This is a genomic window from Streptomyces sp. NPDC048349, from assembly GCF_040651925.1.
In the GTDB taxonomy this organism is placed as follows: Bacteria; Actinomycetota; Actinomycetes; order Streptomycetales; family Streptomycetaceae; genus Streptomyces.
This window is the reverse complement of the sequence record NZ_JBEZLA010000070.1, coordinates 1-13,055: the sequence shown is the minus strand read 5'-3', so window position 1 is coordinate 13,055 and position 13,055 is coordinate 1. Positions and strand designations below refer to the sequence as shown.

Annotated in this window: 12 protein-coding genes; 6 read left to right on the top strand and 6 right to left on the bottom strand. The window is 75.4% G+C overall.

The genetic code is table 11. The annotated features are described in order from the left end of the window. Positions 1–13: 13 nt before the first annotated feature. Both AB0D44_RS29185 and AB0D44_RS29180 read right to left on the bottom strand, forming a co-directional pair. The gene (locus tag AB0D44_RS29185) at positions 14–517 is read right to left on the bottom strand and encodes a DUF6643 family protein (RefSeq protein WP_362596352.1); all 504 of its coding nucleotides are present in this window, start codon (positions 515–517) and stop codon (positions 14–16) included. 246 nt (positions 518–763) lie between these two features. Further along, entirely contained in the window at positions 764–1,942 is a 1,179-nt protein-coding gene (locus AB0D44_RS29180) for a glycosyltransferase (RefSeq protein ID WP_362596350.1), read from the bottom strand. Between the two features lie 656 nt (positions 1,943–2,598). Here AB0D44_RS29180 and AB0D44_RS29175 point away from each other — a divergent pair. Beyond that, complete coding sequence (locus AB0D44_RS29175; RefSeq protein ID WP_362596348.1) at positions 2,599–3,390, top strand: aspartate/glutamate racemase family protein; 792 nt, start codon at positions 2,599–2,601, stop codon at positions 3,388–3,390. A 61-nt stretch (positions 3,391–3,451) separates the two neighbouring features. On the opposite strand, the gene AB0D44_RS29170 is transcribed toward AB0D44_RS29175, so the two are convergent. After that, positions 3,452–4,408: an ADP-ribosylglycohydrolase family protein gene (locus AB0D44_RS29170; RefSeq protein ID WP_362596346.1), complete on the bottom strand. Its 957-nt coding sequence runs from the start codon at positions 4,406–4,408 to the stop codon at positions 3,452–3,454. Then, positions 4,405–4,995: a TetR/AcrR family transcriptional regulator gene (locus tag AB0D44_RS29165; RefSeq protein ID WP_362596344.1), complete on the bottom strand. Its 591-nt coding sequence runs from the start codon at positions 4,993–4,995 to the stop codon at positions 4,405–4,407. Before AB0D44_RS29165 ends, AB0D44_RS29170 begins: the two co-directional genes overlap by 4 nt. 91 nt (positions 4,996–5,086) lie before the next feature. On the opposite strand from AB0D44_RS29165, the gene AB0D44_RS29160 reads away from it, so the two are divergent. The 4 genes from AB0D44_RS29160 (at position 5,087) to AB0D44_RS29145 (ending at position 9,011) form a co-directional block, all read left to right on the top strand. Next, entirely contained in the window at positions 5,087–6,157 is a 1,071-nt protein-coding gene (locus AB0D44_RS29160) for an NAD(P)/FAD-dependent oxidoreductase (protein WP_362596342.1), read from the top strand. Positions 6,158–6,284: 127 nt separating this feature from the next. Beyond that, positions 6,285–6,800, top strand: a complete 516-nt coding sequence (locus tag AB0D44_RS29155; protein WP_362596340.1) for a hypothetical protein — start codon at positions 6,285–6,287, stop codon at positions 6,798–6,800. 30 nt (positions 6,801–6,830) lie between these two features. After that, on the top strand, positions 6,831–8,495 hold the full coding sequence (lnt, locus tag AB0D44_RS29150; RefSeq protein ID WP_362596338.1) for an apolipoprotein N-acyltransferase: 1,665 nt from the start codon (positions 6,831–6,833) through the stop codon (positions 8,493–8,495). A 30-nt stretch (positions 8,496–8,525) separates the two neighbouring features. After that, positions 8,526–9,011: an NUDIX domain-containing protein gene (locus tag AB0D44_RS29145; protein WP_362596336.1), complete on the top strand. Its 486-nt coding sequence runs from the start codon at positions 8,526–8,528 to the stop codon at positions 9,009–9,011. A 108-nt stretch (positions 9,012–9,119) separates the two neighbouring features. Here the strand turns inward: AB0D44_RS29145 and AB0D44_RS29140 are convergent, their stop codons facing one another. Next, a complete protein-coding gene (locus AB0D44_RS29140) occupies positions 9,120–9,914 on the bottom strand; it encodes a trypsin-like peptidase domain-containing protein (RefSeq protein WP_362596334.1) in 795 nt (264 codons plus the stop codon). 107 nt (positions 9,915–10,021) lie between these two features. Then, the gene (locus AB0D44_RS29135; protein ID WP_362596332.1) at positions 10,022–11,485 is read right to left on the bottom strand and encodes a hypothetical protein; all 1,464 of its coding nucleotides are present in this window, start codon (positions 11,483–11,485) and stop codon (positions 10,022–10,024) included. Positions 11,486–11,645: 160 nt separating this feature from the next. Here AB0D44_RS29135 and AB0D44_RS29130 point away from each other — a divergent pair, with 160 nt between their 5' ends. Then, complete coding sequence (locus AB0D44_RS29130) at positions 11,646–12,935, top strand: bifunctional GNAT family N-acetyltransferase/ATP-binding protein (RefSeq protein ID WP_362596330.1); 1,290 nt, start codon at positions 11,646–11,648, stop codon at positions 12,933–12,935. Positions 12,936–13,055 lie beyond the last annotated feature (120 nt).

Genomic DNA, 13,055 nt, shown 5'->3' with positions numbered 1-13,055 from the left:
ATCCGTGGCTCCGTCAGTAGCCGCGCCCCTGGTACGGACGGCCGTACGGGTCCTCGTACGCGGCGGCCGGAACCGGCGCCGGAGCCGGCATCGGGCGCGGAGCGGCCGGACGCATGGCCTCGTACCCGGTGGCCGCGGCGACCGGACGGGGCTGCTGCGGCTGGGGCTGCTGCGCGTATCCGCCGCGGGCGGCCTGTTGCTGCTGCGGGATGTAGGGCGCGGGCGCGTGCTGCAGCGGCATCGGCTGCTGCGCACCCTGCTGCTGGTAGGGGTAGCCGTACGCGGGGGCCTGCTGCTGCGGCATCGCCGGGGGGAGCGCGGGCAGCGAGGACGCGAGGGCCGGCAGGTACCCACCGCTCGAATACCCGGCGCTGGGGGACTCGTAGGCAGCCGGAACGCGGATCGGGGCGATCTGCGGAGTGCCGCGTTCGGCGACGAGGGAGTCGTAGATGGGGGTGTCCGGGAAGGAGGGCGCGGAGTAGTAACCGCCGCCATAAGTGGAGCGGGGGGAGGTCATGGGACCTAAGTTAAGCCCACGGCTTCACCGGGTCCATAGCGAGGTGTCGCGAACACCGCCCTGACCTGCATATTCGCAGGTCAGGACCCCACCTTTCACTTCACGTTCACGTGCACGATTCGCCACTTCCACCCCGTCTTGTTCGCACTCGTACCCACCGGTTGTGCAGTGCACCGACTTGGGGCTGACGCAGCGTCACAAGTCGGTGACCTCGGATGACGTTGTTTCGGGCAGGAGTTCGCCGTTTCAGGCGTCGCTGGGACGGGCATAGGTACGGCCCTTCCATGCCGCACCGCGCCCCCGGTAGTGCTGGACGGCCGAGTCGACGGTCATCAGCAGGTACAGCAGGGCCGTGAACGGAAGCAGCGGAGCGAGCGCCGCGGGCTGCCGGTAGTAGCGCAGCATCGGCAGGTAGGTGCCGGCCATCAGCAGCCAGGCCAGGCCGCCGGCCCAGGCCGTGTGGCCGTGCCCGGAGGCGAGCCCGGCCAGCAGGGCGGCCGGGGGTACGAGATAGACGAGCACCAGGCCCGCGACCGTTCCGGCGAGCAGGAGCGGCTGGTGGCGCAGCTGCGCGTAGGCGCTGCGCGAGACCATCCGCCACAGGTCGCCGAGCGCGGGGTACGGGCGCACGCTGTCGACGCGCTCCGCCAGGCCGAGCCAGATCCGGCCCCCGGCGCCCTGGACGGCGCGGGCGAGGGACACGTCGTCGATGACGGCCTGGCGGATCGCGTCGGGCACGCCCGCGCGCACGGCGCTTTCGGTGCGCAGCAGGACGCAGCCGCCGGCGGCCGCAGCGGTGCGGGCGCCGGGGCGGTTGATCCGGCGGAAGGGGTACAGCTGGGCGAAGAAGTACACGAAGGCGGGTACGACGAGGCGCTCCCACACGCCGACGACGCGCAGCCGGGCCATCTGGGAGACGAGGTCGAGGTCGGCGGAGGTGGCGGCGCAGACCAGCTCGCGCAGGCTGTCGGGCTCGTGCGCGATGTCGGCGTCGGTGAGGAGGAGGTAGTCGGGCTCGGTGGCGTGAGCGGTGCGGGCGAGCGCGATGCCGTGGCGCAGCGCCCAGAGCTTGCCGGTCCAGCCGGGGGCGGGGTCGCCGGGGGAGGTGACGGTGAGCGGGAGCCCCGGGTGCGCGCGGGCGAGGCGCCGGGCGAGGGCGCCGGTCCCGTCCGTGCTCCCGTCGTCGACGAGGATCACCTCGGCCTCGCCGGGATAGTCCTGGGCGAGGAGGGAGGGCAGGCTGCTCGGCAGCACCTCGGCCTCGTCCCTGGCCGGGACGACGACGGCGACGGAAGGCCAGCGGGCGGGGGCCGTGCGCGGCGGGAGGCGGACGTCGGTCCGCCAGAACATGCCCTGGGCGAGGGTGAGCCAGAGCCAGGCGGCGAGTGAGGCGTAGGCCGCGGAGGCGGCGATGAGGGGGCCCATGGCGGCAGTGTGCCGGGTCCGCTGCGCGGGGCTCGGCGGGGACGGCTCGGGCGTGTCGCGCCCCCCGAGGTCGCCCCCCGTGCGGCGGGTTCCGCTGCGCGGGTTTGGCAGGGGCCGGTGTGGACTGCCGGGCCCCCGGCGTCCGTCCCGGTTCCCGCGGCGGGAGCGGACGGTCCGGCTGCGCGGGGGGTTGGCGGGGACGGGGGTCGGCTGGGGCGTGTCGTGCTCCCGAGGTCGCGTTCCGTGTGGCGGGGTTGCGTTGCGCGGGGTTTGGCCAGGGGGGCCGGTGCGGACTGACGGGCCGCCGGCGTCCGCCCCGGTCCGCGCGGCGGGGTGCGGACGGGCCGGCTGCGCGGGGGGTCGGCGGGACGGGGGGCTCGGGCGTGTCGTACCCCCGTCGCCCTCCGGCGGGTTCCGCTGCGCGGGGGCTCGGCGGGGCGGGGTCGTGCGGGCGCGCACGTGACGCCGTGCCTGAGTGGCGGGGTGCGGCCGGTCCCGCTGTGCGGCCGGGGCGGTGGTGGGTGGGGGCTCCGGTGGGACGTGCAGGTGGGAGGTGTGTGCTGGGGGCGGGGGGTGTCGGGGTGGGGACGTGCCGGGCTCGGGTGGGGACGGGTTGGCGGGGTGGGTTTGGTGGGGGCGTCGATTAAGGTGGGCGGGTGAAGATCGCGCTCATGGACTCCGGAATCGGCCTTCTCGCGGCGGCCGCGGCGGTGCGGCGGCTGCGGCCCGACGCGGAGCTGGTCCTGTCCTCCGACCCCGACGGCATGCCCTGGGGTCCGCGGACGCCCGCCGACCTCACCGGCCGGGCGCTCGAGGTGGCTCGGGCCGCCGCCGCGCACCGGCCCGATGCGCTGATCGTGGCCTGCAACACCGCGTCCGTGCACAGCCTCCCGACGCTGCGGGCGGAACTGGAGCCCGGGATCCCGGTCATCGGGACCGTGCCCGCGATCAAGCCCGCGGCGGCCGCCGGCGGGCGCGTGGCCATCTGGGCCACCCCCGCCACCACCGGCAGCCCGTACCAGCGCGGGCTCATCGGAGAGTTCGCCGCCGGGGTCCGGGTCACCGAGGTGCCGTGCCCCGGACTGGCCGACGCCGTCGAGGCCGCCGACGACGACGCGGTGACCGCCGCCGTCGCCGCGGCCGCCGCGCTGACCCCCGCCGACGTCACCGACGTGGTGCTCGGCTGCACGCACTACGAGCTGGTCGAGGCCGCCATCAGGGCCGCCCTGGCCGAGCGCACCCGGGGCGCCGCAGTGGTCTTCCACGGCTCCGCCGAGCCCGTCGCCGTCCAGGCGCTGCGCCGCATCGGCATCCGGCCCGAGCCCGCTCTGCCCGCCACGGGCGGCCTGACCGTCCTGCGCAGCGGCCGCCTCGGCGCGCTCCCGGCTGCCGCCCTCGGATACGCGGAGGGGCGCCTGCTCGCGGGCCGGGGAGCGGTCGTCGGCTGACCCCCGTCTTCGGCTGACCCCCCTGCCGCCTGCCGACCGCACCGGCCCGGGCCGGTTCTCGTCAGTGGGCGCCAGGCTGCGTCCCGCCCGATCGTGCGGCCCCGGCCGACGCCAGGCGGCGGGCCAGGTCGCGCAGGTCGGCCGCGTAGAGGACCCGGTCCCCGAAACCGGGCAGCGGGACGTGCAGCGGGGCGGCCCAGGAGGCCGGGATCGCGTTCTCCCCGTACCGGGCGCCGGCCAGGGCGCCGGTCACCGCGGCCACCGTGTCGGTGTCGCCGCCGAGGTCCACCGCGGCCCGTACCGCCTGCGCGAACCCGGCGGTCGTCCGCAGGGCCCACACCGCCGAGCCCAGGCAGGGCCACACCGCGCCGTTGAACTCGGTGGCCAGGCCGGGGTGCCACGCCGGGTCCAGGACCACGGCGTACCGCTCGCGGTGGTCCGGGTGGACCGCGGCGAGCGTCGCGGGCAGGGCGGCCAGCGGATCGGCACCCTCCAGGGCTACCCGGACCAGCTCGTGCAGGACGGCCGTGCCCTCCCAGGCGGCCCGGTCGCCGTGCGTCAGCGCCGCGATCCGCCGGGCGGCGTCCATGGTCCCCTCGCGCCCGGCGGCCGCGAAGTACACCGCCGAGGTGGCCGCCCGCATCAGCGAACCGTTGCCCGCCGCTCGGGCGTTGACCTGGAAGTGCAGGGCCGCGGCGAGGTCCCAGTCGGCGCCGTTGGTCAGTACGTCCTCGGTCTGCAGCCCGATGTCCTTGGGCCGTCCCGCCGCCCAGCGCTGGAACCGCCGGAAGACGTCCGCGAGTTCGAGGCCCCCGTGGTCGAGCAGTGACTCGCCGACCAGGACCGCCATCTGCGTGTCGTCGGTCGCCTCGCCCGGGTCCCAGCCGCCGCCCCCGCGCATCTCCTCGCCCCGCGCACCGAACTGCCCCGGCGGGCCGAACTCGTACGGCGCGCCCAGCGCGTCGCCCGCCGCCGAGCCCAGTACGGCGCCCACGGCGCGCTCGAGCCGGGTGGTCATCGCGTCCCCTGCGAGCGGACGGCGGCCAGCAGACCGCGCGTGAAGGCGTCCAGGTCGTCCAGCCCGGCGGCCGCCAGGGTGTCCGGGGCCCCGGCCAGCAGGTGGGGGAGGGCGCCGTGCAGCGCGAGGGTGAGCGTGCGGGCCTGCTCCGGGCCGGCCGGCAGGCCGGCGGCGTGCAGCAGGTGCGCGTGCGCCGCGAAGTCCGAGGCGGCGATCGGGTCCAGCAGCTCGGCCAGCCAGGGCCTGCGCGTCGCCTCGGTCTGGAGCTCCAGATAGGCCAGCACCCGGGCCCGGCCCGGTCCGGCCACGTCCCGCAGCAGACCGGCGAGCAACGCCGCCAGCTCCTGCGCGTCGCCGGGCCCGGGGCCGTCCCCCGCGAGGGCGGCGGCCAGCGCCCGGTACTGCTCCAGGCAGCGTTCGGCCACCGCGCGCAGCAGCGCGTCGCGGGTCGCGAAGTAGTTCTTGGCCGTGCCCGTCGGCACGGCGGCGGCCGCATCGACGGCCCGGTGCGTCAGCCCGCGGCCGCCCGCCTCCGCCAGTACGCCGATGGCCGCGTCCCGCAGCCGGTCCCTCCGGTCCTGATTCACCTTGCCAGCATAACCACGACCGTGGTACCACAGATGTAGTACCACGGCCGTGGTGGTCGACGTGGGGTGCTCAAGGCGTAGGGAGTCGTTCATGGGCAGCGAGGGGAACGCCGTGGTGGTCGGTGCGGGAGTCGGCGGGCTCGCCACCGCCATCGGTCTGCGGCGTGCGGGCTGGACCGTGACCGTGCTGGAGGGCCGGACGGCGCTCGAGCGCTACGGAACCGCCTTCGGCATCCACCCCACCGCCCAGTCCGCGCTCGAACGGCTCGGTCTGGGCGAGGTGCTGCGGGCGCACGCCGTCCCCTACCGCGAGGCCGGGATCCGGCGCCCCGACGGCAGGGTGCTGGCCGCGCTCCCGCTCGGACGGATCGAGCGCAAGGCGGGCCGGCCCGAACTGCTCATCTCCCGGCCGCGCCTGATCGACGCACTGCTCGCCGGGCTCGACGGGGCCGGCGGCGCGCAGCTCGTGTACGGGCAGCGCCTCACCGACCCGGCGGCCCTGGAGGCCGATCTCGTCGTCGGCGCCGACGGCATCAACAGTGCCGTCCGCGCGGCCCACTTCGGACGCAGCAGCCGCCCGCGTACGACCGGCTCCGTCGCCTGGATCGGCATCGCCGGATTCGAGACCGGGGTGTACGGCGAGACCTGGGGCGAGGGCCGCTTCTTCGGGATGACCCCCGTCGAGCCCGGCCGTACCAACTGGTACGCCACCGTCCCCGACGCCCCCACCGCTCCCGGGGCGAATGCCGCCGACGCGCTGAGGGCGGCCTTCGCCGGCTGGCACGACCCCATCCCGCGGGTCCTCGCGGAGACGGACCCGGCGACCTGGATCCGCTACGAGATGCGCCACCTCCACCCGGCGCTGCCGTCCTTCGTCGCCTCCGGCCGGGTGGCCCTGGTCGGCGACGCCGCCCACGCCATGACCCCGAACCTCGGCCAGGGGGCCTGCACCGCCCTGCTCGACGCCGAGGCCCTGACCCGCGCCGTCGCCACGGCCGGGCCGGACGCCCTGCCCGCCGCCCTGCGCGCGTACGACGCGGAGCGCCGCCGCAGCGCCCAGCGGGTCGCCCTCGGCTCCCGGACCCTGCACCGCTTCGTGACCGCCCGGCGCCCCGGCCTGCGCGACGCGCTGGTGAGCCTCCTCCCGGGACGCAGCGGCTGAACCGTCCAGGCGGCCGAGTTCCGGTAAGACCTCAAGTTTGGTTGAGATCAAGCCCGGGCAGGCGCCGGGTACATCGACCGGCCGAGGGGCGGTGGCGCACATGCGGAACGTGAGTACGCTGCTACTCATGACCGGTCACCCCCCGGGTCCCCTCTGGACGGGCCGGGCCTCCAACCGTGCGCAGTGGCTGCTCGCAGCGGCCGGTGCGGCCTGTCTGGCGCTCGGCATCGAGCTCGCCGTCGACAACGCCTGGACCAACGGCATCGTCCCGCTGCTCATGTCCGTGGTCGGCTGCCTCGCCGCCGGTCTCCTCATCCTCTACGGCACCCTCGCCTTCGTGCACGTGGCCGTCACCGTCGACTCCGAGGCCCTCGAGGTCCGCTGCGGCCACATCGGACTGCCACGCCGCAAGATCCGCCTGGCGGAGGTGGCGTCCGCGGAGTTCGTCCCCCGGATCACCCCGCAGCACTGGGGCGGCTGGGGCTACCGCTGGCGCCCCGAGAAGGGCACCGCGGTCATCGTCCGCCGCGGCGAGGGCGTGAAGCTGAGGCTCGACGACGGGAAGCTCTTCACGGTCACCGTCGACGACGCGGAGAACGCCGTCCGGGTCATCCGCGCCCACCTGCGGGCCCTCGCCCGCTGATCCGGACCCGCACGACGTACACTCCGCCAGATGAGCAGCAGTGTCACCCGCGCGGCCGGGAACGAGCCCGCGGACCCCTCCGTCGCAGCCCCGGCAGCCGCGGCCGCAGCCCCGGCAGCGGCCGCCACGCAGCCCGCGACGCCCCCCGCCGCACGCCCCGCCGCCGCCGCGAAGCGCAACGGCGCCCGACTGCTGCGGCCCCTGCTCGCCGCCCTCGCCGGAGTGCTGCTCTACCTCAGCTTCCCGCCGCGCCCCCTGTGGTGGCTGGCGCCCCTCGCCCTCGCCCTGCTCGCCGGCTGTCTGCACGGCCGCCGCGCCCGGGCCGGCTTCGCACTCGGCTTCCTCGCCGGCCTCGGCTACCTGGTGCCGCTCCTCGTCTGGACCGGCGAGGAGGTCGGTCCCGTGCCGTGGCTGGCGCTGGCCACCCTCGAAGCCGTCTTCATCGGCCTCACCGGACTCGGCATCGCCCTCGTGGGCCGGCTCCGCGCCTGGCCGCTGTTCGCCGCCGCCGTCTGGGTCGCGGGCGAGGCGCTGCGCGCCCGCGTCCCCTTCGGCGGATTCCCGTGGGGCAAGCTCGCCTTCGGGCAGGCCGACGGCATCTTCACCCCGCTCGTCGCGCTCGGCGGGACCCCGCTGCTCTCCTTCGCCGTCGCCCTGTGCGGATTCGGGCTGTACGAAGCCCTGCGCACCGCCCTGGACCACCCGCGCCGGGCGAGCGCCGCGCTGGCCGCGCTCACCGTGCTCGCCCCGGTCGGCGCCGGTCTCGCGGCCCGTCCGCTGGTCTCCGACGCGGCCGAGGACGGCACCGCCGTGGCCGCCGTCATCCAGGGCAACGTGCCCCGCCTGGGCCTCGACTTCAACGCCCAGCGCCGCCAGGTCCTGGACAACCACGCCCAGCGCACCGAACAGCTCGCCGAGGACGTCAAGGCCGGCCGCGTCCCCAAGCCCGACTTCGTGGTGTGGCCGGAGAACTCCTCCGACCTCGACCCCTACTCCCAGCCCGACGCCCACGACGTGATCGACAAGGCCGTCAAGGCGATCGGCGTGCCCGTGGCCATCGGCGCCGTCGTGGCTCCCGAGACCGGTCCGCTGCGCAACACGATGATCCTCTGGGACCCGGTGCACGGCCCCACCGCGACCTACGACAAGCGCAAGATCCAGCCCTTCGGCGAACGCATCCCGATGCGCTCCGTCGTGCGCCTCTTCAGTTCCGACGTGGACCGGGTGCGGCGCGACTTCGGCCCCGGCAAGGACCCCGGGGTGTTCGACATGGCCGGCAGCGGCGTCGGCATGGTCACCTGTTTCGAGGCCGCCTTCGACGACGCCGTCCGCTCCACCGTGCGGGACGGCGCCCAGGTGATCGCCGTACCCAGCAACAACGCCACCTTCGGCCGCAGCCAGATGACCTACCAGCAGCTCGCCATGGACCGGATCCGCGCCGTCGAGCACAGCCGGACCGTCCTCGTACCGGTCACCAGCGGGGTGAGCGCGGTGATCCGCCCCGACGGGGCCGTCGTGCGTCAGACGGAGATGTTCACGGCCGACGCGCTGGTCACCGAGATCCCGCTGCGCTCCACCGAGACCCCCGCGACCCGGCTCGGACCGCTGCCCGAGTACGCGCTGCTCGCCCTCGCCGCCGCCGGGTTCGGCTGGACCCTGGCCCGTCGGATCCGCACCCGCCGGGCATCGGCGTAGGGGGGCCGGACGGGGTCGTAGGGTCGGGGGATGACCACACCCGATTTCATCCGCGAGATCCGCGCCACCGCCGGACACCGACTGCTCCTGCTGCCCGGCGTCACGGCCATCGTCGTCGACGACCGCGGCCGCGTCCTGCTCGGCCGGCGCTCCGACACCGGGCGCTGGTCCGTGGTCGGCGGGATCGCCGAACCGGGGGAGCAGCCCGCGGAGACCGCGGTGCGCGAGGTGTACGAGGAGACCGCGGTGCGGTGCGTGCCCGAGCGCGTGGTCCTCGTCCAGATGCTCGAGCCCATTACCTACCCCAACGGCGACGTCTGCCAGTTCCAGGACATCACCTTCCGCTGCCGGGCGACCGGCGGCGAGGCGTGCGCGAACGACAGCGAGTCCCTGGAGGTGGCCTGGTTCGAGGTGGACGCCCTGCCGCCCCTGGAGCACTTCGCCCTGGACCGCATCCACCGCGCCCTGCGCGACGAGCCCACCTGGTTCGAGGCGCCGGTCGCGGTCACGGAGTAGAGCACGGCGGGCGTCGCCGGACCCGTCCGCCCGTGCCGGCCCGGTCGGCTCCCGTCAGCCCGCGTCCGCGTCGGTGCCCGTCCGCCCGCGTGGCCGTCGGCGCCCCCGTCAGCCCGCGTCCGCCGCCTCGCGGTACAGCTCCACCGCCTGGTCGCCCATCAGCGCGCTGTACGAGACCTCCGGCACGGTCCCGCCGCCCTCGTGGCCGCCGAGCACCCCGGCCAGAGCGCCGTCCACCAGCCAGGGGCTGCCGCTGGTGCCACCGCTGAGGTCGGGGCACTCGATGCGGCGCTGCGTCGGCGAGAACAGGGCGGTGCCGTTGGCACAGCGCAGCGGGGCCTCCTCGTCGCGCGGATACCCGATGACGGTCGCCGTGGCGTCGGCAGGCTGCTCCGCGGCGACCGGGAAACCGCCCACCAGGTCCTCGATCCGCTCAGACGGTGCGCCGTCCGCCGGGACCACCGTCGCGAAGGCGATGTCGTCGTCCGGGTCCTCGCCGTCCGTCCAGCCCGGCGCCACGTACACGCTCGTGACCTTCCAGGTGCCGTACGGGGCCTCCCCGTCCCGGTAGCCCGGGGCGAACACGGTGGTGTCCGGGTCCCCGAGGCAGTGGGCGGCGGTGGCGATCACATCGCGGTCGTCGCTGCGCACCACCGCGGCGGTGCAGAAGTGCCCGCTGTCGAGCCCTCCCGCGAACAGCGCGCCCACCCGGTCCGCCGTGGCGTCCGCCGCCGCGGTCGCGGTGACGCCGAGCGGCGGCTCGGCCGCCGCGTCGGGCACGTTCACGCTCAGCAGCACGGCCATCGCGGCCGGCGCCGCCAGGATCCGGGACGTGTGCCGGGCCCGGGCACGGGCCCGTGCCCGGCCGACGGCAGGGGGCTGGGGGAGAATCCGGTGGATCATGCTTCGACCCTGCCCCGCGAACCTGTGTCCGGAGCCCGATGTTCCGTATGAATCGCCTGTGAATCCGGTGGACCTCGTGTGAAACACGGGTCATGCCGGGACAAGCCCTACCCGAGGCGCTCGTACACGGTCACCCGGCGGCCCCGGACCTGCCGGTCCTCCACCACCCTGAACCGCTCCCGCAGCACGGCGGCCTTGGCCTTGTCGCGCTCCGCCGACGGCGCCTTCGCGACCTCCGCCGCGTCCGTCACGAGCAGGACGCGCCGCTGCCCGAGCAGCGCCGCGGAGATCCGGGCCGGATCGGACTCCTCGCCCTTGAGGGTGCCCGAGGCCACGGGGGTCCTGGCCAGGGCGATGTCGGCCAGCCCCGCGAAGGCATCGGGGGAGACCAGCGCGGTGTCCCGGCGCGCGGCCGGGACGAACAGCACGGCGTCCCCGTCCCGCTTCAGCCGCGCCACCTCACCGGCCACCGCCAGCACGTCGTCGACCCGGCTCGCCGGGGCCCGCTTGCCCAGCTCCACCGGCAGCAGCGCCAGCGCCGCGACCCCCACGACACCCGGTACGAGCAGGCCGCGGACCCCCGGGAAGCGGGGCCCGCAGGCCCGTACGCCGGCGCCCAGCGCGGCGCCGATCAGCAGCGCCAGACCCGTCATGGAGAACAGCACGTACCGGTCCAGGAACAGCGGCTGGACCACCGATATGGCGATCAGCCCGAGCTGGGGCACCGCCAGCAGCGGCAGCCCGACCGCCGACGCCGACAGCCGGCCCCGGCCGGGCCGGTCCGCCCGCGCGCAGAGGCCGCCGACCGCCAGGAGGATCCCGGGCCCGATCAGCATGTGCCAGGTCAGCGGCGGTATCCACGACACCTGGTCGGACTGGCCCCGGCTGAACAGGATCAGCGGAAGCGCCCCCGCCACCGCGCCCGCGCCGTACGCCGCCCAGCGCAGCCACGCCCCGCGCCCGGCCCGCACCCACCACAGCGTGACGGCGTGGGCGGGCAGGATCAGCAGCGAGAGCCAGTTCAGCAGGGCGCAGACCAGCACGGTGGTCCCGTACGCCGTCCAGCGCGGCCAGGCACGCCGGCCGAGGTCGCCGGGCCGTCGGGACAGCAGCGACACCAGCAGCAGGGTCGACAGTCCGGCCCCGGCCGCGACCAGCGCGTACGGCCGGCCCTCCTGGAGGTAGAACTGCACGGCCGGCAGCAGCCCGAGGGCCAGTCCACCGCCGAGTCCCGCCCAGGGGCCGGCGAGGCGCCGCCCGATCAGCGCCACGCACGCCGCGGCGGCGGCGACCGCCAGCACGGAGGGCAGCCGCAGGGTCGTCGTGCTCGCCCCGAAGAGCCCGAAGAGGCCGTGCATCAGCAGGTAGTACAGCCCGTGCACGGCGTCGACGTTGCCGAGCATGTCCCAGATCTCGCCCGCCGACCGCCCGGCCACCTGCCAGGTCGCCGCCTCGTCCCGCCACACGCTGTCCTGGCGGGAGAGTCCCCACAGACCGAACGCCAGGGTCCAGAGGAAGGGCACGAGCCAGACGAGGAGCCCGCGTCGGGCCGCGGGTATGTGGCAAAGCATGAAGGTGCTGGGTTCCTCGGTCTGGCGTTCGGGCGGAAGGCACCAGTCTATGGACGACACGGAGGGTTTCCGGACCGCCTGTTGTGCACCGCGGAGCGTGATGGTCCGCCCCACCCGCCCCTAGCCTCGCCGCAGGAGCACGAACGAGGGGCGGTACCCGGTGAACTGGCTCATCCACGACTACCGCGAGGGCGATCTCGCAGCGGTGGTCCACCTGATAGACACCACGGCCGAACTCGGCCAGGAGTCCGTCTTCTCGCTCGCCGAGTGCATCAGCGCCCTCACGGACCGGCAGCCCTGCGTGGTCGCCGTGCACCAGGGCGTGCCGATCGGCGCGGCGCTCGCCTGCGTCACCGGCGAGCGCGCCTGGGTGATGCGCATCGCGATCGCCGCGGGCTGGCGCGGCCGGGGCCTGGCCAGCGCCCTGCTGGTCGAGCTGGAGCGGCGGCTCATCGCGGCCCGCGTCGGCCGGATCGCCTACGTGCTGCCCGAGGAGGACCTGCTCGGCGAAGGGCTGCTCAACGCCGGGTACACCCGCCAGCCCGCGGTCGCCTACTTCGAGAAGACCGAGCCGCTGCACGGACCGGCCGCGGGCCTGCTCGACGACCTCGGCGGCCGCTTCCTGCCGAACGACCTGTGGGCCAAGGTCGCCGGCATGGAGCGCGAGAAGGACCTCATCGAACGGCGCGTGGTGCTGCCGCTCGCCGAGCCGGAGCGGGCCGCCTCGCACGGTGTGCGGCCGCCGCGCGCCATCACCCTCTTCGGGCCGCCCGGCACCGGCAAGACCACCTTCGCCCGGGCCATCGCCTCCCGGCTCGGCTGGCCTTTCGTGGAACTGCTGCCCTCCCGGCTCGCCGACGAGGGAAACCTGGCCGCGGCGCTGCGCGACGCCTTCGCCCGGATCGCGGAGCTGGAACGGGTGCTCGTCTTCATCGACGAGGTCGAGGAGATCGCGCCCGTGCGCACCGAGCCCGCGCAGCCCGGCGGGATCCACGGAGTGACGAACGAGCTGCTGAAGCTGATACCCGGCTTCCGCGAGGGCGACGAGCGGCTGCTGGTCTGCGCCACCAACTCCATCCGCTCCCTCGACCCTGCCTTCCTGCGGCCCGGCCGCTTCGACTACCTCATCCCGATCGGCACCCCGGACGCCGGGGCCCGCTCGGCGATCTGGGCCCGCTACACGCAGGGGCGTCCGGACGTCGACGTACCGGCGCTGGTGGCGGCGACCGAGCTGTTCACCCCGGCCGACATCGAGCACGCGGCGCGGATCGCAGCGCAGGTGTCCTTCGAGCGGGACCTGGAGGCGGTGGGCGTGCGGGGCTCGTCGGCGGCGCAGCCGGGCGCGACCACGGAGGACTACCTGGCGGCGGTCCGGCAGTGCCGGCCGACGGTGACCCCGGCGATGACGGGCGAGTTCGAGGCGGACATCACCGCCCACGCCCGCTTCTAGCTCCCCCTTGCGGAACTCCCTTCAGGAGCCCAGGACTCCGTCCCCCGGTTGCGGCGGGGGACGGGACGGCCAGGCGGCCGGATGCGAGAGGGCCCGCGGCCGCTCAAAGCGGCCGCGGGC

Coding starts and splice junctions, on each gene's coding strand:
- AB0D44_RS29185 (WP_362596352.1), bottom strand. CDS start 517: ATGACCTCCCCCCGCTCCACTTATGGCGGCGGTTACTACTCCGCGCCC.
- AB0D44_RS29180 (WP_362596350.1), bottom strand. CDS start 1,942: ATGGGCCCCCTCATCGCCGCCTCCGCGGCCTACGCCTCACTCGCCGCC.
- AB0D44_RS29170 (WP_362596346.1), bottom strand. CDS start 4,408: ATGACCACCCGGCTCGAGCGCGCCGTGGGCGCCGTACTGGGCTCGGCG.
- AB0D44_RS29160 (WP_362596342.1), top strand. CDS start 5,087: ATGGGCAGCGAGGGGAACGCCGTGGTGGTCGGTGCGGGAGTCGGCGGG.
- AB0D44_RS29155 (WP_362596340.1), top strand. CDS start 6,285: ATGACCGGTCACCCCCCGGGTCCCCTCTGGACGGGCCGGGCCTCCAAC.
- lnt (WP_362596338.1), top strand. CDS start 6,831: ATGAGCAGCAGTGTCACCCGCGCGGCCGGGAACGAGCCCGCGGACCCC.
- AB0D44_RS29145 (WP_362596336.1), top strand. CDS start 8,526: ATGACCACACCCGATTTCATCCGCGAGATCCGCGCCACCGCCGGACAC.
- AB0D44_RS29140 (WP_362596334.1), bottom strand. CDS start 9,914: ATGATCCACCGGATTCTCCCCCAGCCCCCTGCCGTCGGCCGGGCACGG.
- AB0D44_RS29135 (WP_362596332.1), bottom strand. CDS start 11,485: ATGCTTTGCCACATACCCGCGGCCCGACGCGGGCTCCTCGTCTGGCTC.